The organism is Acidovorax sp. Root267 (genome assembly GCF_001429215.1).
Classification (GTDB): Bacteria; Pseudomonadota; Gammaproteobacteria; order Burkholderiales; family Burkholderiaceae_C; genus Acidovorax; species Acidovorax radicis.
Genome location: NZ_LMJC01000001.1, coordinates 380,259 through 401,455, shown reverse-complemented (window position 1 = coordinate 401,455; position 21,197 = coordinate 380,259). Strand labels below are relative to the sequence as shown.

The window sequence follows — 21,197 nt, the reverse complement described above, 5'->3', positions numbered from 1 at the left end:
CCGAGGAATACGGTGTGGCTTGCCGCCGGGGCATGCTGCAGCGGGGCGCCTAGAATCGTTACAAGATATTTCTATGCCTTTTCTGCGCCAGTTCTTCTCCCACCGCCTGATCTGGCTTTCGCTGCTGCTCTCGCTGGGGATCGGTGCCATCTTTGCGCGCACGATCTGGAGCATCCGCAACGACGAATGGAGCTACGCCAGCCAGAACAATGCCAACCTGGTGCGCACTCTGGAGCAGGGGCTGAGCTGGACCCTGGATACGTTTGACCAGTCGCTGGAGGGGGTGACCCGGGAGGTCAGCCGCCCGGAAGTCTGGGCGCTGCCTGCGGATCTGCGCTCCCGCCTGGTGTTTGACAACTCGCTGCGCGCGCGCGCCGGGGGGGTGTGGGTGCTGGATGCAGACGGCCATGTCGTGCTGGATTCGAACTCCAATGCCCCCAGCAAGCTCAGCTTTGCGGACCGCGACTACTTCACCGCGTTCAAGTCCGGTGGACACAAAGGGTTGTTCATCGGGCGTCCTGTTCCCTCGCGCGTCACGGGGCTCAACATTCTTCCCCTGTCGCGCGCCTATTTTCATGCGGACGGCAGTTTTGCGGGCGTTGTGGTGGGGGCGGTTCGCCTGAGCGTTTTCAACGAACTGTTTGGGGCGCTGGAGCTGGGGCTCAACAGTGGCGTGAACCTGTTGCGCAGCGACGGCGTGATGATCACCAGGTTTCCCTATGGCGACGCCGATGTGGGCCGCAGCCTGGCGGGCACGCCCAACATGCTGCGGTTTCAGCAGGAGGGCTCGGGCTCGTTTGTGGGCACCTCGATCGTCGATGGTGTGGAGCGCCTGTATACGTTTCGCCCGGTGGGGCGCTACCCGCTCATCATCAATGTGGCGCAGTCCGCAGACTCCGTGCTGGCCAAGTGGACCCGCAGCGCCTGGGTGCTGGGCGGCTTCGCGCTGCTGCTGATGGTCAGTTGTGTGGGGCTGGCCACGCTGTTTGTGCGCGAACTCACGCTGCGCCAGCAGGTTTCGGCGCGCCTGCGCGAGGCCGAGCACAACACCCGTACCATTCTCGACAACATGCCCTCGATGATTGGCTACTGGGATGGCGACCTGCGCAACCGGTTTGCCAACCAGGCGTACTTTGAATGGTTTGGCGTGTTGCCGGAGCGCATGCCCGGCATGCTCCTGGCGGATCTGCTCGGCCCGGAGCTTTTCGCGCAGGACCAACCCTACCTTGACAGAGCGCTGCAGGGCCAAGCGCAGTTGTTTGAGCGCACAGGGGTCGATGCACAGGGGGTGGTGCGCCACACCATGGTCTCCTATGTGCCCGATGCCGAAGGTGGCAAGGTGCGGGGCATCTTTGTGCAGGTGACGGACATCTCCGAACGCAAGCGCATGGAGAACGAGCTGTTTGATGAGAAGGAGCGGGTGCGCCTCACGCTGCAGTCGATCGGCGACGCTGTGGTTTGCGCCGACGCCCGTGGCATCGTCACCTACCTCAACCCCGTGGCCGAACGCCTGACCGGCTGGCAGGCCTTTGATGCCGCGGGCCGCCGCATCGATGAGGTGGTGGTGCTGCGCAACCCCGACAACGACAGTGTGCTCGCCAGCTCGCTGCTGGCGGCGATCCAGAGCGGAACCGTCGCTGGGTCGGTGCGCGGCGTGCTGGTGCACCGCACCAGCGGCCAGCGGTTCCAGGTGGACAAGACCTCCAGCCCCATCACCGACCGCCTGGGCGCCGTGACCGGCGCCGTGGCCGTGCTGCGCGATGTGACCGAATCGGTGGTCATGGCCGAACGCATGGCGCACCTGGCCCAGTACGACGCGCTGACCGACCTGCCCAACCGCGTGTTGCTGCAGGACCGCGCCCAGCTGGCCATTTCGCAGGCCCGCCGCTATGGCAAGTGCCTGGCCGTGATGTACCTGGACCTGGATGGTTTCAAGGACGTGAACGACACCCTGGGCCACGATGTGGGTGACCTGCTGCTGGTGCAGTTTGCGCAGCGCCTGAAAACCGCCGTGCGCGCGTCGGACACCGTGTGCCGCCAGGGCGGCGACGAATTTGTGGTGCTGCTGCCAGGCCTGGACGGTGCCGAGGCCGCCTGCAACGTGGCGCGCAAGATGCTCGCGTCGTGCGATGTGCCTTTCGAGCTGGGAGGGCGCCTGTTGCAGGTCGGGCTCAGCGGGGGCATCGCGCTTTTTCCGCAGCATGGCGACACGTTCGATGCGCTTTCGCGCCATGCCGACAGCGCGATGTACGCCGCCAAGCGCGGCGGGCGCATGCGCTTCATGCTCCACCGGGGGCCGGACGCCGATCCCGAGGTAGTGTTGGCCCCAGAGGCTGCAGGCCAGGGCCAGTAAGCGCAGTTGCCCGTGATGTGCTGATGTGCTATTTAATTGATAGCTAATTGCGCATGTCTGATAAGCGCCAGGGCACATTTTTGTCTGAGAATCTGCCTGCAGCGCCATCCTGGTGCCGCGCCGTCTTGGAAATTTGTTGCAGCCCTGCGCAAATAATTTTGATGGCCCACCCGCAGGCAAGTGCCTACCATTCGGCGCAGTCCTGTCTGCCCCCTGTGCAACCCCTTTCTGGAGTGTCCGCGTGCCCGATCTGTCCAAAATCACCTGCATCGAAGACCTGCGTGCCGTCGCCCAGCGCCGTGTGCCGCGCATGTTTTATGACTACGCCGATTCGGGCTCGTACACCGAGGGCACCTACCGCGCCAACGAAAGCGACTTCCAGCGCATCAAGCTGCGCCAGCGCGTGGCCGTGAACATGGAAGGCCGCAGCACCCGCACCACCATGGTCGGGCAGGACGTGGCCATGCCCGTGGCCATCGCGCCCACCGGCCTCACGGGCATGCAGCATGCCGACGGAGAAATTCTGGGTGCCAAGGCCGCCAAGGCGTTTGGCATCCCCTTCACACTCTCGACCATGAGCATCTGCTCCATCGAGGACATTGCCGAGCACACGGGCCGCCATCCGTTCTGGTTCCAGGTGTATGTGATGCGCGACCGCGACTTCATCAATCGCCTGATCGACCGCGCCAAGGCCGCCAACTGCTCGGCCCTGCAGCTCACGCTGGATCTGCAGATCCTGGGCCAGCGCCACAAGGACATCAAGAACGGCCTGTCCGCGCCGCCCCGGCCCACACTGGCCAACCTCATCAACCTGGCCACCAAGCCCCGCTGGTGCCTGGGCATGCTGGGCACCCCGCGCCGCTCGTTCGGCAACATCGTGGGCCATGCCAAGGGCGTGGGCGACCTGTCCTCGCTCTCGTCGTGGACGGCCGAGCAGTTCGACCCGCAGCTCAATTGGGGCGATGTCGAATGGATCAAGAAGCGGTGGGGCGGCAAGCTGATTCTCAAGGGCATCATGGACGCCGAAGACGCCCGCCTGGCGGTGGACAGCGGCGCCGATGCGCTCATCGTCAGCAACCACGGTGGCCGCCAGCTCGATGGCGCGCCGTCCTCCGTCGCCGCGCTGCCGGGCATTGCTGCGGCGGCAGGCAAGGACATCGAAGTGTGGATGGACGGCGGCATCCGCAGTGGGCAGGACGTGCTCAAGGCCCGCGCGCTGGGCGCCCAGGGCACGCTGATCGGCCGCAGCTTTCTGTATGGCCTGGGCGCCTACGGAGAGGCGGGCGTGACGCGCGCGCTGCAGATCATCCAGAAAGAGCTGGACATCACCATGGCGTTCTGCGGCCACACCAACATCAACACCGTGGACCAGTCCATCCTGCTGCCTGGCACCTATCCCACGGCGTGACCCTTCAACGCGCGCCCACCCGCGGCGCGTATTTGAGCGTGGCGAGATAAGCGACCACGTCTTCGCGCTCACGTTCGTCGTCCAGCTGGTAGTCCATGCCCTGGCCGGGGATCAATGCCTCGGGGTTGGTCAGCCAGGCCTTCAGCGTGGCGCGCGTCCACAGGATCTTGCTGCTGCGCAGCGCTGGCGAATAGTCAAAGTCTTTCAAGGCCCCCGCGCGGCGGCCCACCACGCCCACGTGCGCGGGGCCGTCGCCATGCAGGGCCACGCTGTGGCAGCTGCTGCAATGCGCTGCATAGACGGCACGGCCGCGCTCCACCGACTGGGCCGCGCCAGGGCTGTGCGCGGCCGACAGCAGGGCTGCCACCACACTGGCAAGACGTAGGGAGGGCAGCGGGGCGAGGTGTTTCATGGATGGTTTCAGCGTGCGATGGGTTTTGGTGGGCCGTGTGGCGGGGTGCCCGCAGTAGCCCCCGCAATACGGACGGACTTGTCGGCTGGATTCAAAGCGCGTTCCACGTTCGGGGTGTGTTCCCCGCTGCCGGGGTAGCCCGGGCGGGGCGCGGGTGCCGGAAAACACTGGTTTTTGCCCGCAGCTGCATCCAGATGGCCCGCTGTGGCGTATTCACCCACAGCAAACCCCTGCAATCCCGTGAAAACCGGCCAATCCCAGAGAATGGGCGCATGAGCACCCCCCAACCAGACCGTGAACTGATGGACCTCCTCGACCGCATCGCTGCGCAGGATGACTCCGCGCTCAAAAGGCTGTACGAGCGCACCTCGTCACCGCTTTTTGGCCTGGCCTTGCGCATAGTTCGCAACCGCGATGTGGCGGAGGACGTGCTGCAGGAAGCTTTTTTGAGCATCTGGCGCGGCGCCAGCAACTACCGCGCATCGCTCAGCCCGCCGATGGCGTGGATGGGGCTCATCGTGCGCAGCCGTGCGCTGGATGCGCTGCGCAAGCGCACCAGCGACCGGGCGGACCTCATGAACGAGCTGGACGACGAGCTGGCCCAGACGCTGGAGGGCGATTCGCCCAACCCGATGGACGCCGCCGACGCCAGCGAGCAGTCGTTTGCGCTGCACCACTGCCTGGGCAAGCTCGACCACAAACAGCGCGAGGTGGTCAGCCTGGCCTACCTGCGTGACCAAAGCCACGGCGAGCTGGCCGAGCAGCTCAAGCTGCCGCTGGGCACGGTCAAGACCTGGATTCGCCGGGGGCTGGAGCAACTGCGCACCTGCATGGCGCGGTACGCCTGAGCACGGAAGGTCCACCATGAACATCACCCAACACCCCGACCTGCTCGACCGCCTGGCTGCCAGCTATGCCCTGGGCACACTGCGCGGCGGCGCCCGCCGCCGTTTTGAAACCCTGGCCCGCGAGCACGCCACCGTGCGCGCCGCCGCCCTGGTGTGGCAGACCCGCTGGTCGGGCCTGACCGAGTTGCAAGCTGCGGTAGACCCCGCCCCCGCCGTCTGGACACGCATCGACAACCTCGTGCAGGCCGACCGGTCTGCGGCGGCCCTGCGGGCTTCGCGGGCCGCCGAATCGGCCGCAGCCCACGGCGGCTGGTGGCGCAACCTGCTGGTATGGCGCGGCGCTGCAGCCGCGGGTGCCATCGCCACGCTGGCGGCCGTGGTGGTGGGCGTGCAGGTCAACGGCGGCCTGCGCACCACCGCCGGTGCGCAGATTGCCGCACTGCAGCAGCAGCTGCAGGCCACACCCCAGATCCAGTACGTGGCCGTGCTGGCCGACGACAAGGCGGATGCCTCGATGCTGGTCACCTTCGACCCCAAGAACAACCAGCTCGTGCTGCAGCGGGTGGGCGGTTTTCAGGAGGGCGCAGACAAGTCGCTGCAGCTGTGGGCGCTGCCGCCTGCGGGGGGACCGCGTTCGCTCGGTGTGCTGGGTCAGGACAAGCTGCTCAAGCTCGTGGCCCAGGAGGGCGACGTGAAAGAGGTGCCCACGCTGGCCATCAGCCTGGAGCCGCTGGGCGGCGTGCCGAGCGCCACGGGCCCCACGGGGCCGGTGCTGTTCAAGGGTGAGCTGATTCAGCGAATGCTTTAAGAACCTGTTCAGAGGCCCTCGCGAACCCTGGCGACATCGTGGACAGATTCATGGCCCGAGGCGGGGCCGGACAGCGGCTGGCAGGCACACATGCGGACTGCCGCAGGGGCGATCAACTATTTTTGTCGTTTTTGAATCCATTGCGTGGCGCAGGGCGTATGTAGAAGGCAACATCTTCTTACAACTGCTTTTCACTGGAGACCGCGATGAATCACTGGCATCGAACCGCGCTGTTGGCGGCCCTGGCAACCACGGCCGGGCTGGCCCAGGCCGACACCGGCAAGCTGCTGCTCACGGGCGGCGTCAGCACCATTGCCGGGTCGGCCGGTGGCGGGCTGACCCCCTGGGCGGTGATCGGCAGCAACGCCACCGAAGGTGAGGTGGGCTTCAGCGGCTACGCCACCCGCGCGGCCACCCAGGACTACAGCCTGAACGGCTACGGCGTGGCCGTGGGCTTGTTCGACAGGGTGGAGCTGTCGCTGGCGCGGCAGGACTTTGACGCCTCGCCCGCCATCGCGCTCAATGGCATTGCGCCCTTTGGCGTGACGCCGGGGCAGCACATCAAGATGGATGTGGTGGGCATCAAGGTCAAGGTGGCGGGCGACGCCGTGCTGAACGCCGACAGCTGGATGCCACAGATCGCCGTGGGGCTGGAGCACAAGCGTGTGCACCCGGGCTCCATCGGGTCGGTGCTCGACTTTTTGGGCACCAAGACCAGCGGCACCGACGTGTATGTGAGCGCCACCAAACTGTTGCTCGCGCAGAGCCTGCTGGTCAACGGCACGCTGCGTTCCACCAACGCCAACCAGAACGGCCTGCTGGGTTTTGGCTCTGCCGCGCCGGGCAAGAACAGCCGCAGCCTGCAGCCCGAGTTCTCCGTGGCCTACCTCATCAACAAGAACCTGGCGGTGGGTGCCGAAGTTCGCTTCAAGCCCAACAACCTGCAGGCGCTCGGCGCCGCTGCGGGCCTGGGTGCTGCGCTGCGCGAAGACGACTGGAAAGACATCTTCGTCGCCTGGGCGCCCAGCAAGAACCTGGCGCTGACGCTGGCCTACGTGGACCTGGGCCGCATCGTGCCCGGTGTCACCCACAACCGCCGCCAGACGGGTTACTACCTGTCGGCCCAGGTCGCTTTCTGACGTGGCCGCGCACATTCCCCCTTTGGAGATTTCCATGAAGCACCACACCCTGATCGCCTGGGCACTCGCCCTGGGCGGCCTGCTGGCCCTGCCAGCAATCGCACAAACAACGGGCGCTGCAGCCCCAGCGGCTGCACACGCACCGGCGGGCCTGTACCAGGCCCTGGGCGAAAAGCCCGGCATCACCCGCCTGATGGACGATTTTGTGAACCGCGTGGTCAAAGACCCGCGCATCGGCGGCCACTTCAAGGACGTGAAGCCCGCCGCGCTCAAGGAGAGCTTGACCGACCAGATCTGCCAGTTGAGCGGTGGCCCTTGCAAATATGAAGGCGCTGACATGAAATCGGCCCATGCCGACATGGACATCAACAAGGGCCACTTCAACGCCCTGGTGGAGGTGCTGCAAAGCGCCATGGATGCCCAGGGCATACCGTTCGCTCAGCAAAACCGCCTGCTGGCCTTGCTGGCGCCCATGCACCGGGACGTGATCACCATCCGCTGAAGCTGTTGATATGAAAAATACTATGGTTTTTATAGCTGCTAGCGCTTTACTGACAAGCGCTGGCGCCGGAAATGTGCAAATCCAGGTGCTGGACCGCGAGGGCAAGCCGGTGCCCGAAGCCGTGGTGGTGGTGTACCCCGCTGCTTCGCCGGGCGCGGCCCCCAGCCTGCTGCAGGCCAGCCCCACCATCGAGCAGGAGCGCATGCGGTTTGTGCCCGCCCTGACGGTGGTGATGCCCGGCACCACGGTGCGGTTTACCAACCAGGACCGCTGGGACCACCATGTGCGCGGCGCCGCCGCAGGCCTGTCGTCCGCCCCAGCCACCAGCGGCTTCGAGCTGCGCCTGGAGGGCAAGACCGACGGCAAGCCGGCCAACTCCTTCGAGGTCAAGCTCGACACGGCCGGTGTGGTGCTGTTGTCGTGCCACCTGCACGGCTCCATGCGCGGCCATGTGTTTGTGACGGATTCGGCCTGGACGCTCAAGACCGATGCCGACGGCATCGCCCGCTTTGCCAGCGTGCCCGACGGCGCGGCCCAGGTGCGCGTCTGGCATGCCGAGCAACTGGTGGACTTGCCCCGCAAGGCGTTGAACGTGGCCCCGGGGCCGGTGCTGGACACCGTGCAGCTGAGCGTGGTGCCGCGCGTGCGGCGCGCACCGCCAGCGGCGCCTTCCAATACGCCGGGTGGGCCGACCGGGGGGTATAGCCAGGGACCAGTTGGGCATGGAGAGCAGGTTGCGCATCGGCATTGAGGGGAGCCGGGTCTCGGCCCGGCGGCCGAGGTACTTGTTCTTTGCTTCGCCAAAGAAAAGTACCCAAAAGAAAGGCGACCCCCAGTCTGCGACCCCTTCGCGGTGCGAAGGGGCAAACCTGCGTCGGGGCGGTTGCGGGGTGCGCCGTGGAACTCGCTTTGCGCTGCGCGCGCCGCTCGGACAACCACGGCGAGCTAGAGCACGAAGCATGGGCGCTCCGACGCCCATGCCACCCCGCAACCGCCCCGCCGCAGGCGCAGCCAGCAGGGGGTTGGACAGCCGAACATCCAAACAGCCCCACGGGCCATTGCTTCGCTCGGCCCATCTCGCGGGCGCAAGCGCCACGCGCTGCGCAGCTTGGGCCGAGCGCAGCGACGGCCCGAATGGATGTCCGGCTGCGGGTTCCCTTCTGGATGCGCCTGGGGCGCGCAGGGCGCGGGGTGGCATGTGTGCCGAAGGACACACATGCTTCGTGAACTGAACCACCGCAGTTGTCCGAGCGGAGCGCCAAAGGCGCGGCAGCGCAGCGAAGGGGTCGCAGACAGCAGGGTCGCCTTCTCTTTGGTGACTTTCTCTTGGCGACCCAAGAGAAAGTTACTGCGCCGCCGGGCGCACATCCCGGCCTCCGCCCTCAATCCAGGCACGCCGCACAGTTCAGCGAACGAGCGTGCCCAGGCTTCTACAAGCCCGAACGGTCGAAGATCACACGGACGCTATAAAAACAATAGCTGCTAGCGCATTATGGATAAGCGCCAGCAGCCAAAAACACCAAAAAAAACCAAGACGAAAATCATCACCCCGGCATCCGCAACCCCGAAGAAACCGAAGGCACATTCGACGGTCGATGCTGCTGCCCCTGCGGCTGCTCCACCCGCACCAGATGTGCATCGACAGCACCCCCCAGCCCCACATCCCCACGGGCCGGTGCATGGCCGGCACCTGCTCCGGAACCCGCCGCATTCGCACTCCCCCCAGGTGCCGTCAAAAACAGATACAGCGCCTGCGCATCCACATCACTCAACTGCCCCAGCGACTCAAAAGGCATCACCTGGATCGGTGTGCCATCCGGCCGCTTGCCGGTGCGCAGCATGGCCACAAAACTGGCTGCGTTGGGGTAGCGGGCCATGGCGCTGTTGGCACCAGGCCGGATGTCGGCGGCGGCCGGCCAGTCGGGTGGGCCGCCGGGGATCTTGCCGCCCGCCAGGTTGGCACCATGGCAGCCGATGCACATGTTGGCCACGTACTGGCCGTTGGGCAGCGTCACGCCCGCAGGCACGGGGCGCGAAGGGGCTAGCTGGTGGTCGATGCGCGCGGCCGCATCGGGGATGGCACCCAGGCCGTACAGCACCCAGGCGGGGCGGGGCAGATCGACCACCGCCTGCGTGCCCTCCTGGGGCTTGAACTGGCGCACATACGACACCAGGGCGTTCAGGTCGTCGTTGGTGAAGCGGTTGTAGTCCTCGCTGGGCATCACCAGCAGCGGGCGGCCATTGGGTTTGACGCCGTGGCGGATCACGCTGTTCCAGTCCTCGGGCTGGTAGCGGGCGACCACGCCAGCGGGGGTGATGTTGGGGCCCACGATGCGCGTGCCCTTGCCGTCGTTGACAAACTCGCGGCCCGTGCCCTGCGCGCCGTGGCAATCGGTGCAGCCGCGTGATGCATACAGATAGCGCCCACGCTCGATGGTCTGCGCGTCGGTGGTGTAAGCCACGGGGCGTGGCTTGATGTCGATATAGCGGTTGCGCTTTTGCTCGGCCAGATACAGGCCGCTGGCCGCCGTGGCGGCAACGATGACGCCCAGCAGCAGCGCGCTGCCAGCGGTCCATTTGATCCAGCGTTTCATGGTGGTATCCCTCTTCTTCGAATGAATGACTGACTGAACGAACGAATTCACGTGTTCAGGCGCCGGATTCTGAATTCGAAGAAGCGGTTTGTGACACCCTCCCACCGCAGGGTGTGGCGCAGCCGGTGACATATGTCACAAACGGCGCACCGGTGTGGCGGGCGTGCGTCAACCGCCCCGGTGCTCAGCGCTCGATGGCCTTGTTCCAGCGCGTGTTCCAGGCCGGGCGGTTGGCGTTCACGCTATCCCAGTCCAGGGTTACGGCGTTTTTCATCCACTGGCTGATCTGCGCCACCTGGGCCGCACCTTCACCCACGGCGGGGGCCTTGGGGTTGGTGGGGATCTGTGCGCCAAACTGCAGCACGTTGGCCTGTGCCAGCGGGCTCAGCAAAAATTCAGCAAGCTTTTGCGCCAGCTCGGGCTCACTGTTCTTGGCGATCACGCACTGGCCGGTCATCAGCACCACCGAGCCTTCCTTGGGCTGTGCGTATTCCACCGGAATGCCCTTGGACTTGAGCGCGGCCACGGCCGTGGGCGTGAGCGGGAACAGCGCGGCCTCACCCGTCTGCACCATCTCGGAAATCTTGGCCGAGCTGGGGATGTACTCCAGCACATTCGGGCCAATCGTCTTGGCCCAGTTGTTGAAGCCCGGCTCCACATTCTTGTCGTTGCCGCCCTGGATGCGGTTGAACATCAGGAAGCCGTGCAAGCCGAACGATGAGGAGGGCATGGACTGGAACACCACCTTGCCCTTGTACTTGGGGTCCGCAAAGTCCATCCATGAGGTGGGTGCAGCCCAGCCTTTCTCGGCAAACATCTTGGTGTTGTAGGCAATGCCCGTCATGCCCAGGCTCACGCCGCTGGCCAGGTCGTCCTTGAAGCGGGCTGCGGGGTAGATGTCGTTCAGGTGTGGGTTGGGGCGCTGCTTCTCGCACAGGCCCATGCCCATGGCGCGCACCATCACGCCGTCGTCCAGAAACATCACGTGCATCTGCGGCTTGTCCTTGTTGGCCTGGGCTTTGGCCAGGATGTCCGAAGAAGTGCCGGGCACGACCACCACCTTCGCACCGTGCAGCTTCTCGAACGCCGGGAACACGTACTGCGTGTAGGCCTTCTCCATGGTGCCGCCGTTCATGCCGATGTAGATCGTTTTCGTCTGCGCGGTGGCGATACCGGCCGTGGCGACAGCGGCCAGCGCAGCAGCGGCCAGGATTTTGCGGCGCGCGAAGCCTGCGTGGCGATGGGTGAAGGTGGTCATGGTGATTCCTTTCAGTGGGGGAGGGAAGGGGGCTTTCAGGGCTTGTTCGGTGGCGTGTCTGGTCAGTGGGCGGCCGCAGCAGTGGCCACTTGCGCCGCTGTGGTGGAGAGAAATCGCTCGATGGAAAAGGCCTCGATCGGCGTGGTGCTGCGGCCGTCGCGTGCCAGCTCGGCCAGCACCTCTCCGACGGCGGGACCAATCTGGAAACCTGCGCCTGCAAAACCAAAGCCGTGGATCAAACCTGGCGTGGTGCGGCTCTGGCCCAGCACCGGCTGGCGGTCCGGCAGATAGCCCTCGGTGCCGCTCCAGGTGCGGATGAAGTGTGCGTTTTTGAGCGCGGGCAGCAGCTCCACCGCCTGCACGGCCAGGGCCGCAATGGCACTGCGCTCCGAGCGGGCGCGGTCCGCATCCAGCGCCACACCGGCGCCACCGCCCAGCACCAGGTTGCCGCGCGCAACCTGGCGGCAATAGATGCCACCGCCTTCCACGCCCAGGCTCCAGTGCATGAAGAACGGCAGTGGCTCCGTCACCGCCATGGCGGGGTGGCCGGACTGCAGGGGCACCGCCTCGCCAAACTGCGCGGCCAGCGCACCGGCCCAGGCGCCCGCGCAGTTGATGAGCACTGGCGCGCGCACAGCCACCGCGTGGCCTGAGCGCACGGTGAACTGGTGTCCGTCGTGCTCCACCGCCGTCATGGGTGTACGTTCCAGAATCTGCGCTCCCGCGCGCCGTGCGGCCAGCGCAAAGGCGGGCGACACCAGACGCGGGTTGGCCTGCCCGTCATCGGGGCACAGCGATCCACCCACCGCGCGCCCGCCCAGCCAGGGGCAGCGCTCGCGCAGCGTGGCGCCCGAGATCAGTTGGATACCCAGGTCAAAGTCGCGGCTCAGCGCGGCGTAGTGTTCGAGCGAGGCCATGTCCGTCTCGCTGCGGCCGATCTTGAAGTGCCCGCTGCGCTGGTATTCGCCGTCGGTGCCAATCAGCGCAGGCAGGTCGGCCCACACCTGGTGGGCGCGCTGCGCCAGCGGCAATTGGCTCACAGGGCGGCCTTGGCGGCGCACGCCGCCGTAGTTCACGCCGCTCGATCGCGAGCCGCACAGGTCGCGCTCCAGCAGCACCACGCTGACGCCCTGGCGGCGCAGCGCCAATGCGGCCGACGCGCCCACAATGCCGCCGCCCACAATGGCGACATCGGTGTCAATCGTTCGGGTGGTGGTGTTCATGCGGCGGCCTCCGCCTGGGTGTGGTGCGGTTCAGCGGCATGTGCTTGCAGATGGATCGGAATCGGCTTGATGGGCGCTTGTCCACGCAGGCGCCCCACCAGCTCTACCGGCTTGCCGGTGGCCTGGGCAAGGATTTCAGCCGCAGCCACGCCACACATGCGGCCCTGGCAGCGGCCCATGCCCACGCGGGTCAGGGCCTTGAGGCGGTTCATTTCGTCGGCCCCGGTGTCGCGGGCGCAGGCGCGCAGCTCGCCCGCCGTGATGTTCTCGCAGCGGCACACCACCAGCGCATCGGGCGCGTGGGCCGCCCAGTCGGTGGGGAAGGGGAAGGCGCGTTCCAGCCCTTGTCTGAAGGGCATCAGGTTCGTCAACTTGCGCTCTAGTTCTGCGGCACGTGCGGCATCTACCTTCACGCCGTGGTCGGCCAGCAGTGCCAGCGCGGCGCGCTCGCCCGCCCATTCGGCTGCATCGGCGCCCATGATGCCCGCGCCATCGCCCGCCAGGTACACGCCCGCCACGCTGGTGCGGCCCGCGCTGTCGCGCTCGGGCAGGTGGGCGCGGTGCATCGGCGCCCAGGCAAAGCGACAACCCAGCAGGTCGGCCAGTTGGGTCTCGGACCGCAGTGCGTAGCCAAAGCCCACGGCGTCGCAGGGCATGGTGTGCTCGGTGTTCCCGTCGCTCCACACCACGGCGTTCACCCGTGTGTCTCCTTGCACGCGCACGGGCCGCACGCCGGTGTGCACCGGCACGCCCTGCGCGCGCAGCCACCCCACGTAGTACAGGCCCTTGGCCAGCACGGTGGGCTGCGTCAGCATGCCGGGCAGGGCGGCCAACTGGTCGGCAAAGCGGGCCGTGTCCAGCACCGCGGCCACCTTCGTGCCTGCCTTGGCATATTGGTACGCCACCAGGTACAGCAGCGGCCCGGTGCCCATCAGCACCACGTTGCGGCCGATGGTGCAGCCCTGGAACTTGAGCGCCACTTGAGCGCCACCCAGCGTGTACACGCCGGGCAGTGTCCAGCCCGGTAGGGGCAGCACCCGGTCGGTGGCGCCGCTGGCCACGATGAGCTGGCCGTAGGGCACCGTGCGCGTGGTCTGTGTGGGGCCATGCAGCACATCGAGCAAGCCACCCTGGGCGTTCCACACCAGGCTGTTGGGTTGGTAGTCGATGTGGGCGTCCAGACCATCCAGCGTGTTGTGCAATGCCGTGGCGCGCTTGGCCTCGGTGCCGTACAGCGTTTGTGGGCTGCGGGCAAAGTCCGCGGGCGGGCGGCGGTAGATTTGCCCGCCGCCGCGCGCGGCCTCGTCAATCAGCACGGGCCGCACACCATGCGCCACCAGGGTTTGCGCGGCGCGAATGCCTGCCGGGCCTGCGCCGACGATCACCGGTTGCAAGGTGGGAGCGGTCATGCGGGCTCCCCGGTGGTCAGCTGCATGCCTGCTTTCACAAAGGTGGCGCAAGACCGCAGCCGCTCACCGCTCGCAGTCAGCACCCAGCAGTCCTGGCATGCGCCCATCAGGCAAAAGCCAGCACGCGGCTCGTGGCTGAACTCGTTGCGGCGCAACTGGGCGCGGTGGGTGAGGATGGCGGTCAACACCGTGTCGCCTTCGAGCGCGGTGGCAGGTTCGCCGTCGAGCATGAAGGGTACGGAGGCCCGATCTTTTTCGGCCACGCGGTGGAGCAGGGCTGGTTTCACGGTCATGAAAGTCGTGCCCATTTATTTACGTCCCACGAGCACGCGGTCCAGTCCGTACACCCGGTCCAGCAACACCATCGCGCAGGCTGTCAGGGCCACCATCAGTGCCGACACCGCCGCCATCAGCGGGTCAATCGACTCGGTGGCGTACATGTACATGCGCACCGGCAGCGTCACCGTGCTGGGCGAGGTGACAAAGATCGACATGGTCACTTCGTCAAAGCTGTTGATGAAGGCCAGCATCCAGCCGCCCGTCACGCCCGGCAAAATCATCGGCAGCGTGATGCGCGTGAACACCGTGGCCTGGCTCGCGCCCAGCGACAGGGCGGCGTGCTCGGCACTGCGGTCAAACCCCACCAGCGCCGCCACCACCAGCCGCAGCGTGTAGGGCGTGACGATGAGCGCATGCGCAAACACCAGCCAGCCAAAGCTGCCCGTGCCACCCAGCAGCGCAAACAGGCGCAGCAGGGCGACGCCCAGCACCAGGTGCGGAATGATCAGCGGCGACAGAAACAGACCGTTGAGAAAGCCGCGCCCCGCAAACTCATAGCGCGTGATGGCAATGCCCGCAGGCACGGCCAGCACCGTGGCCAGCGTGGCCGATGCCAGCGCCAGCCACAGGCTGTTCCAAAACGACTGCACAAAGTCCGAATGCTCGAACACCGCCTTGAACCAGCGCAGCGAGAACTCGGTGGTGGGCAGCGTCAGCGTGTTGTGCGGCGTAAACGCCACGATGCACACCACCAGCAAGGGGGCGAGCATGAAGGTGATGACCAGCGCGTTGAACGCGAGGGCGAGAGGGCCGTTCTTCTGCATCGCTTCAGCCCAACGCTTTCTTGTAGCGGCCTTCAACCAGTCGGTTGTAGCTCAGCATCACCACCAGGTTGGCCACCAGCAGCGTCAGCGCAATGGCAGCGCCCAGCGGCCAGTTCAGCTCGTGCAGGTACTCGTCGTACACCACCGTGGCCACCATCTTCAGCCGCCGCCCGCCCAGCAGGCCGGGGATGGCAAACGAGCTGGCGGCCAGGCCAAACACGATCAAACTGCCCGACAAAATGCCTGGCAGCACCTGCGGCAACACAATGCGCCGCAACGTGGTGAACGGCGTGGCCTGCAGCGACAGGGCGGCGTTCTCCACACCCGGGTCCAGCTTCTGCAGCGATGTCCACACGGGGATCACCATGAAGGGCAGCATCACATGCACCAGCGCAATCACCACGGCAATCTCGGTGTAGAGCATCTTCACGGGGCCAATGCCAAGCCACTGCAGTGCGCCATTCACCAGCCCCTCGGGGCCCAGCAGCATGCTCCAGCCAAAGGCCCGCACCACCACCGACACCAGCAGTGGCGCCAGCACCACCAGCAGCAAGATGGAGCGCCACGGGTTGCCCATGCGGCTCAGGATGTAGGCTTCGGGCGCACCAATCGCCACGCAGATCAGCGTGACCAGCCCGGCAATCCAGAACGTGCGCCAGAAGATCGTGTGGTAGTACGAATCGGTGAACACATGGGCGTAATGCTCCAGCGTGAACTCACCCGCCTTCACCCCCGTGGCCGGGTCAAACGCGTTGAACGACAACACCGCCGTGAGCGCCAGCGGCACCAGCAGCAGCACCGTGAACAGCAGCAGCGCCGGGCCTGACAGCCACCAGGGTGCGGCCTTTTTGTGCAGCAAGGTGGTGGCCAGGTTCATGGCGCCACCTCGGCGATTTCTTTGGCCTCCGGCTCGGCCAGGGCGGTCTCATCGGCGGGCAGCAGGCGCATGCAGTGGTCGGGCCAGTCCACGCCCGTGCGCTCGCCCTCGGCCAGGTCGGGGCGGCCGTCGTTGGGGGTCAGCACCATCAGGTCACCCACAGGCGTGCCGATGCGGTAGAGCCACTGGCTGCCCAGAAAGAAACGCTCGCACACCTGACCATCGAGTCGGCCCTGCACGGCGGGCACCAGTTGCACCTTTTCAGGCCGCACGCTCAGCAGAACGGCGGCGCCGGGGCGATGGTGGGCGCCATCCACTTCCACCGTCAGCGCGCCCACCGCCACCTGCGTGTGGGTGCCGCTCGCATGGGTCACCTTGCCTAGCAGCAGGTTGGCCTTGCCCACAAAGGTGGAGATAAAGCGGGTGCGCGGATATTCGTACACGCGGTGCGGGTGGTCGATCTGCGTGGCGCGGCCGGCCTCCATCACCACCACACGGTCGCTGATGGACATGGCCTCGCTCTGGTCGTGCGTGACCATGATGGTGGTCGTGCCCACCTTGCGCTGGATCTGCCGGAGCTCAAACTGCATTTCTTCGCGCAGCTTGGCGTCGAGGTTGGACAGGGGCTCGTCCAGCAGCAGCACGGGCGGCTCGATCACCAGCGCGCGCGCCAGTGCCACCCGCTGGCGCTGCCCGCCCGACAACTCACGCGGGTAGCGCGTGGCGTGCGCCTCCAGGTGCACCAGCGCCAGTGCCTGGGCCACGCGCTCGGCGCGCTCAGCCTTGGGCACCTTGCGCATCTCCAGCCCAAAGCTCACATTGGCCGCCACCGTCATGTGCGGGAACAGCGCATAGCTTTGGAACACGATGCCCAGCCCGCGCGTGTTGGCCTTGGCGTGCGTGATGTCCTTGCCATCGAGCTCAATGCGCCCGCTGGTCACCGCCTCAAACCCCGCCACCATCTGCAGCGTGGTCGTCTTGCCGCAGCCCGAAGGCCCCAGCAGCGACACAAATTCACCCTTTTGCACCGTGAGGTTCATGGCCTGCACCGCGCAGGTGCTGCCATAGAACTTGGTCACATCCGTGAGCTTGAGAAACGACATGGCGAAAGCCTTTCCGGTGGTGGCACTGCGCGGGTTGGCTGGAGCCTGTGCGTGCCACCTGCTTGTGGAGTTGCATGGATGGGCTGCGGGGCTTTTGAGTGTTTGCACCGGGGTGGTGCAATCGCCTCGCAAAGTTTGAAACAACCGCTCGATTCGATTGAATCTATTGCAATAAACAAACCAGAGCGCTTCGGGTATTCCATTAAACAGAATTTTTCTTGAATTTATTCCATTCAATGAAATATCATGCCTTCGGTTTGAACACAAAATTCCACAGGAGCGATGTATGGAAGCCGCATCAACCGCCACCGGCGGCGTACCCCGGGTGTTTGCCGTCATCCGGGCCCTGTCGGCCGTGCAGGCCGAGGGCGGGCGAGTCACCCAATTGGCGCGTGCAGTGGGCCTCACGCAGGGCACCACGCACCGTTTGCTGCAATCGCTGGTGGCAGAGGGCATGGTCGAGCAGGACGAGCGCAGCAAGCTCTACCGACTGAGCATGGACTTCTTCGCCCTGGCCGCCAAAGCGGGCAACCCCGGCGACCTGCGCAGCCTGTGCCGCCCCGTGCTGCTGCGCCTGTGCGCCAGCCTGGGCGACAGCATCTTTCTATTGGTGCGCAGCGGGTTCGACGCCGTGTGCCTGGACCGAAGCGAAGGCCCGTTCCCCATCCGGTCGTTCACCGGCGACATCGGCGGCCGCGTGGCCCTGGGCGTGGGGCAGGGCGCGTTGGCCATTTTGGCCTTCTTGCCCGAGGCCGAGCGCGAAGAGGTCATCCGCTTCAACCTCTCGCGCGTGCGCGAGTACGGCGTGTTTGACGAGGTCTACTTGCGCACCGAAATCGAGCGTGTGCGCCAGCTGGGCTACGCGGGCCGCAACACCGGCTTGCTCGAAGGCATGGCCGGTGTGGCTGTGCCCATCTGCGACCGCGAAGGCCGCGCCGTGGCCGCGCTGAGTGTGGGCACGATTGCGGACCGATTGAGCGCCGACCGCATGCCCACGGTGGTGGAACTGCTCAAGCGCGAGGCTGCTGCGATTGGGCCGAAGATCAATCCGTTTGATGCGACCTTGAGAAGACCGGCGCAAAGTCTGTCAGGCGGGAGTGGCGAACGGCAGATCAACCCTGTTGGAATGGCAACCTCCACGCAAAGGGATTGATGGGAAGCGGCTCCAGGGACGCTGTTTTGAGTCAATCGCCGATCTCACAAACAGTTCAAAAAAGTTATTCCAAAGGACGTGTACGGGTGCGTGGTTACCCTCCAAGCGACAGGTGACCCGCGCCCCTGGCGTCAACTGCGTGTCCGCGCGAGAAACGCTTTCAACTCACGACCCACAAGGTCTGTCGCCTCCAGCGCGAGCCAATGTCCATAGCCCGGATATCGGCGCACCACCTGCGCGCCGAAGCGATCCGCGAACGCGGGGGCAATGTAGGGGTCGTCATCACTCCACAACACCTGCGAGGGAATGCGAGATGCAAGATCGCGCAGCTGCGTGTCCCACCCTTGGAAGTGAGAGAGTTCGCTGGCGCGAAAAAAGCGCAGCGCCATCTTCTTCATGGCGGGGGTGATCCGGTCGTAGATCTGATCGATTTGCGCGGTGGTGAGCCGGCTGGCGCCTTTCTTCATCTCGCGCGTGAAGGCTCGGCGGCTTGTTAGGCGCTGGGCCAGTTCGCCGATGAGGGGCGTGCGCCAGATCTTGTGCAGCGTTGTCCATGGGTAGTCCGGCGAGAACGCCGTGTTGAAGATGGTGAGCGATCTGACCTTTTCAGGCCACTTGACGGCCCACGCCAAGCCAAATTGGCCGCCAATGTCATGGACCACCAGATGGAGCGGCTCCGTCAGCCCTGCCTGGAGGACCAGCCCGTCAACGAACCTCGCCAGGTGCTCCAGCGAGCAGTTGAAGTTCTGCGCAGCAATGGATCGCCCGTAGCCTGGCAGATCAGGTGCAAGGCACCGGTGCTCCGACTGGATATGTTCGATGAGGCCACTCCATACGTCGGAGGTGTCTGGATTGCCGTGCAGAAATAGCACCGGGGGGCCTATGCCCTTGTCCACCAGGTGCACCTGGTTTCCATCGACATTCAACATTCCGGCTCCTTATGGGTGACCAGCACTGGCGCCCGCGACGAGGAAGCGCAGCATGTTCTCAAGAACGTGTTCGAAGGCCGGGTCGGAATCGAGTTTTCCAGCCAACTGCAGCGAAACGGCTCCGTGGATGGCGCTCCAGAAAATCCGTCCTAGAAGTCGGGATTCTCCGGCCAGGAAGCCGCCTTTCACCAGAAGCTCTATGGGTGCGGCCATGATCTGCTCGGCACGCAGAGCGGCACGGGCCAGGTCCGGAAAGCCCGCCACGTCAGGGTGCGGAAGGTCGAACATCAGCTTGTAGGCCCTGGGGTTTTCAAACGCGAAGCCGAGGTATGCCTGTCGCACAGCGGCTGAACGCTCCCAGGCGCCGGTCTCCGTGGCAAAGGCAAGCTCCAGGGATTCTGAAAAGCGGTCCAGTGCGGCCGCGGTGACCGCGGCCAGGATTTCGTTCTTGTCGCGAAAGTACCGGTAGGGCGTCATCGCGCTGCAGCCCAACTCCTGCGCAAGCTGCCGCACGGAGACACCATCGACGCCGTGATCGGCAAATGCACGCTCAGCCACTGAAAGTAGCCGGAGGCGAAAGTCCTGAACCTCTGCTTCCGTCAAAGTCTTTGGCATTGCATCTCCGTGTAATTTACAGTGTAAATATACGATGTAAATTAAATTGGTGCAAGTATCAAATGAATGTGCCTGTGGGCCGCTGTGATGCCGCCTACTTCTTGTGGGCACTGACGCGGCCGCCCTGTGGTTCAAAAAGCACGGCATTGTCAATGCGGTGGTGTGCCACACGGATGCACCGCTATAGTCCGCGCTCCCTTTGGGTCGGCTGCACATCGGCAACGGTGCGCGCTGCGGCCCTCCCGTTACTTTCAAGAAAACAGAACAAACACCATGGGTCTCCAGCAAGCCACTCCCGAATACCTCGACCAATGCCGCGCCGCACAGCGGGCTGAGCAGGAGCAATCCCTGGCCAGCACCAACAACTGGGCGCACGTAGACAAGCCCCAGGCGCATGCCGACTTCGATGCGTTCTACAAGGAATTGGCCCCGTTGATCGATGCAAACGAGCCTGCGTCTCCCGCCATCCAGGCCTTGATGGCAAAACACTTTGCCATCGTCTCGCGCTTTTACGTGCCCTCGCGCGAGGCCTATGTGGGCACTGCGCTGTTCTACGCGGACAACGCCGACATGAAGGCGTTTCACAATACCTACCATCCCCGTCTGGTGGAGTTTTTGGGCGGGGCGGTGCACGCCTATGCCCAGCAGAACCTGGTCTGAATTCCCGGTCTGGCCCGCCCGCCACAGCCATGCTGGCCACGCGTTCTCAATGCCCATGCAACCCCTCTCTGCACCACCCGCACCGCATTCACCGCCGGAGCCCTTGCCGGTGTGTGCAGCTCTGGCCGAGGCGTTGATGGATGACCCGTTCTATCAGGCCGTCACCATCGACCACGCGGCAGCCCCTGCACTGCGGCACCGGGTGCTGGCCCACTACTTTGCGCTGGCCATGGACGAGGCCTGTGCCGTCGGCGAGGTGCTGCAGGCAGGCACCGACGGGGCAGCATGCTGGATCACGAACCGGGCCACCGCCAGCGAGAAGGCCATGCACAGCGCACGGCGCACCGAAGGCCTGGCCCGGTGCCTGGGCCCCCTGGGTTTCGACAACTACCAGCGCATCGCCGCTGCCATGGAAGAACAGGTGCCCGGCAATCTGCACAACGCCTGGTACCTGTCGATCCTGGGCGTGCGCCCGGCGGCCCGTGGCCAGGGCCTGGCGCAGCGGCTGATTCTGCCGACCTTGGTCCGCGCAGACCTGGCAGGCACAGCCTGCTATCTGGAAACCTTCAACCCGCTCAGTCTTCCGTTCTACCGGCGCCTGGGGTTTACCGGCGAGACGGAGTGCGTTGAGCCCGTCTCGGGTCGCATGTACTGGCTGATGGCGCGCGATGCAAGGCCTCCATCCTGATGGCGGCGGCGGTTGCCAGCGCGCCTACTTTCTCGCAAGCCCTGCACTGAATTGCCATGGGTCATGGTTTGCCTGGCAAAGCAGATGATCTGCCCGCTCATCCCCGATTCGGGGC

General features: G+C 65.5%; 21 protein-coding genes. 10 read left to right on the top strand and 11 right to left on the bottom strand.

Annotated features, from left to right (window positions below):
• Positions 1 to 73 precede the first annotated feature (73 nt).
• Positions 74 to 2,353: a diguanylate cyclase gene (locus ASE39_RS01745; protein ID WP_057269993.1), complete on the top strand. Its 2,280-nt coding sequence runs from the start codon at positions 74 to 76 to the stop codon at positions 2,351 to 2,353.
• Between the two features lie 241 nt (positions 2,354 to 2,594).
• Positions 2,595 to 3,761, top strand: a complete 1,167-nt coding sequence (locus ASE39_RS01740) for an alpha-hydroxy acid oxidase (RefSeq protein WP_057269992.1) — start codon at positions 2,595 to 2,597, stop codon at positions 3,759 to 3,761.
• A 4-nt stretch (positions 3,762 to 3,765) separates the two neighbouring features.
• On the opposite strand, the gene ASE39_RS01735 is transcribed toward ASE39_RS01740, so the two are convergent.
• Positions 3,766 to 4,173 carry a c-type cytochrome gene (locus tag ASE39_RS01735; protein WP_010463630.1) on the bottom strand — a complete coding sequence of 136 codons (408 nt, stop codon included), beginning with the start codon at positions 4,171 to 4,173 and terminating at the stop codon, positions 3,766 to 3,768.
• A gap of 272 nt (positions 4,174 to 4,445) precedes the next feature.
• Here ASE39_RS01735 and ASE39_RS01730 point away from each other — a divergent pair, with 272 nt between their 5' ends.
• From ASE39_RS01730 to ASE39_RS01710, 5 genes are all read left to right on the top strand, one after another.
• Positions 4,446 to 5,021, top strand: a complete 576-nt coding sequence (locus ASE39_RS01730) for a sigma-70 family RNA polymerase sigma factor (RefSeq protein ID WP_010463632.1) — start codon at positions 4,446 to 4,448, stop codon at positions 5,019 to 5,021.
• A 16-nt stretch (positions 5,022 to 5,037) separates the two neighbouring features.
• A complete protein-coding gene (locus tag ASE39_RS01725; RefSeq protein ID WP_010463634.1) occupies positions 5,038 to 5,829 on the top strand; it encodes an anti-sigma factor in 792 nt (263 codons plus the stop codon).
• Between the two features lie 206 nt (positions 5,830 to 6,035).
• Positions 6,036 to 6,968: a DUF3034 family protein gene (locus ASE39_RS01720; RefSeq protein WP_140426658.1), complete on the top strand. Its 933-nt coding sequence runs from the start codon at positions 6,036 to 6,038 to the stop codon at positions 6,966 to 6,968.
• A 34-nt stretch (positions 6,969 to 7,002) separates the two neighbouring features.
• The gene (locus ASE39_RS01715) at positions 7,003 to 7,470 is read left to right on the top strand and encodes a group 1 truncated hemoglobin (RefSeq protein WP_010463638.1); all 468 of its coding nucleotides are present in this window, start codon (positions 7,003 to 7,005) and stop codon (positions 7,468 to 7,470) included.
• Between the two features lie 73 nt (positions 7,471 to 7,543).
• The gene (locus tag ASE39_RS01710) at positions 7,544 to 8,221 is read left to right on the top strand and encodes a plastocyanin/azurin family copper-binding protein (protein ID WP_010463640.1); all 678 of its coding nucleotides are present in this window, start codon (positions 7,544 to 7,546) and stop codon (positions 8,219 to 8,221) included.
• 793 nt (positions 8,222 to 9,014) lie between these two features.
• On the opposite strand, the gene ASE39_RS01705 is transcribed toward ASE39_RS01710, so the two are convergent.
• The 8 genes from ASE39_RS01705 to ASE39_RS01670 form a co-directional block, all read right to left on the bottom strand.
• On the bottom strand, positions 9,015 to 10,064 hold the full coding sequence (locus ASE39_RS01705; protein WP_057269991.1) for a cytochrome c: 1,050 nt from the start codon (positions 10,062 to 10,064) through the stop codon (positions 9,015 to 9,017).
• A 184-nt stretch (positions 10,065 to 10,248) separates the two neighbouring features.
• Complete coding sequence (locus ASE39_RS01700; protein ID WP_057269990.1) at positions 10,249 to 11,322, bottom strand: ABC transporter substrate-binding protein; 1,074 nt, start codon at positions 11,320 to 11,322, stop codon at positions 10,249 to 10,251.
• Positions 11,323 to 11,384: 62 nt separating this feature from the next.
• On the bottom strand, positions 11,385 to 12,545 hold the full coding sequence (locus ASE39_RS01695) for an FAD-dependent oxidoreductase (protein ID WP_057269989.1): 1,161 nt from the start codon (positions 12,543 to 12,545) through the stop codon (positions 11,385 to 11,387).
• On the bottom strand, positions 12,542 to 13,954 hold the full coding sequence (locus ASE39_RS01690; protein ID WP_057269988.1) for an NAD(P)/FAD-dependent oxidoreductase: 1,413 nt from the start codon (positions 13,952 to 13,954) through the stop codon (positions 12,542 to 12,544). Before ASE39_RS01690 ends, ASE39_RS01695 begins: the two co-directional genes overlap by 4 nt.
• A complete protein-coding gene (locus tag ASE39_RS01685) occupies positions 13,951 to 14,247 on the bottom strand; it encodes a (2Fe-2S)-binding protein (protein WP_100199499.1) in 297 nt (98 codons plus the stop codon). Before ASE39_RS01685 ends, ASE39_RS01690 begins: the two co-directional genes overlap by 4 nt.
• A gap of 15 nt (positions 14,248 to 14,262) precedes the next feature.
• A complete protein-coding gene (locus ASE39_RS01680) occupies positions 14,263 to 15,057 on the bottom strand; it encodes an ABC transporter permease (RefSeq protein WP_010463652.1) in 795 nt (264 codons plus the stop codon).
• 4 nt (positions 15,058 to 15,061) lie between these two features.
• On the bottom strand, positions 15,062 to 15,934 hold the full coding sequence (locus tag ASE39_RS01675; protein WP_010463654.1) for an ABC transporter permease: 873 nt from the start codon (positions 15,932 to 15,934) through the stop codon (positions 15,062 to 15,064).
• A complete protein-coding gene (locus ASE39_RS01670) occupies positions 15,931 to 17,037 on the bottom strand; it encodes an ABC transporter ATP-binding protein (RefSeq protein ID WP_057269987.1) in 1,107 nt (368 codons plus the stop codon). Before ASE39_RS01670 ends, ASE39_RS01675 begins: the two co-directional genes overlap by 4 nt.
• A 286-nt stretch (positions 17,038 to 17,323) precedes the next feature.
• Here ASE39_RS01670 and ASE39_RS01665 point away from each other — a divergent pair, with 286 nt between their 5' ends.
• Complete coding sequence (locus ASE39_RS01665) at positions 17,324 to 18,190, top strand: IclR family transcriptional regulator (RefSeq protein WP_010463658.1); 867 nt, start codon at positions 17,324 to 17,326, stop codon at positions 18,188 to 18,190.
• 131 nt (positions 18,191 to 18,321) lie between these two features.
• On the opposite strand, the gene ASE39_RS01660 is transcribed toward ASE39_RS01665, so the two are convergent.
• Together ASE39_RS01660 and ASE39_RS01655 are read right to left on the bottom strand one after the other, a co-directional pair.
• Positions 18,322 to 19,119, bottom strand: a complete 798-nt coding sequence (locus ASE39_RS01660; RefSeq protein WP_057269986.1) for an alpha/beta hydrolase — start codon at positions 19,117 to 19,119, stop codon at positions 18,322 to 18,324.
• Between the two features lie 9 nt (positions 19,120 to 19,128).
• Positions 19,129 to 19,734: a WHG domain-containing protein gene (locus ASE39_RS01655; RefSeq protein ID WP_057269985.1), complete on the bottom strand. Its 606-nt coding sequence runs from the start codon at positions 19,732 to 19,734 to the stop codon at positions 19,129 to 19,131.
• Positions 19,735 to 20,007: 273 nt separating this feature from the next.
• On the opposite strand from ASE39_RS01655, the gene ASE39_RS01650 reads away from it, so the two are divergent.
• On the top strand, positions 20,008 to 20,394 hold the full coding sequence (locus tag ASE39_RS01650) for a TipAS antibiotic-recognition domain-containing protein (protein WP_057269984.1): 387 nt from the start codon (positions 20,008 to 20,010) through the stop codon (positions 20,392 to 20,394).
• A gap of 55 nt (positions 20,395 to 20,449) precedes the next feature.
• Positions 20,450 to 21,082 carry a GNAT family N-acetyltransferase gene (locus ASE39_RS01645; protein ID WP_140426656.1) on the top strand — a complete coding sequence of 211 codons (633 nt, stop codon included), beginning with the start codon at positions 20,450 to 20,452 and terminating at the stop codon, positions 21,080 to 21,082.
• The last annotated feature ends 115 nt before the right edge of the window (positions 21,083 to 21,197 follow it).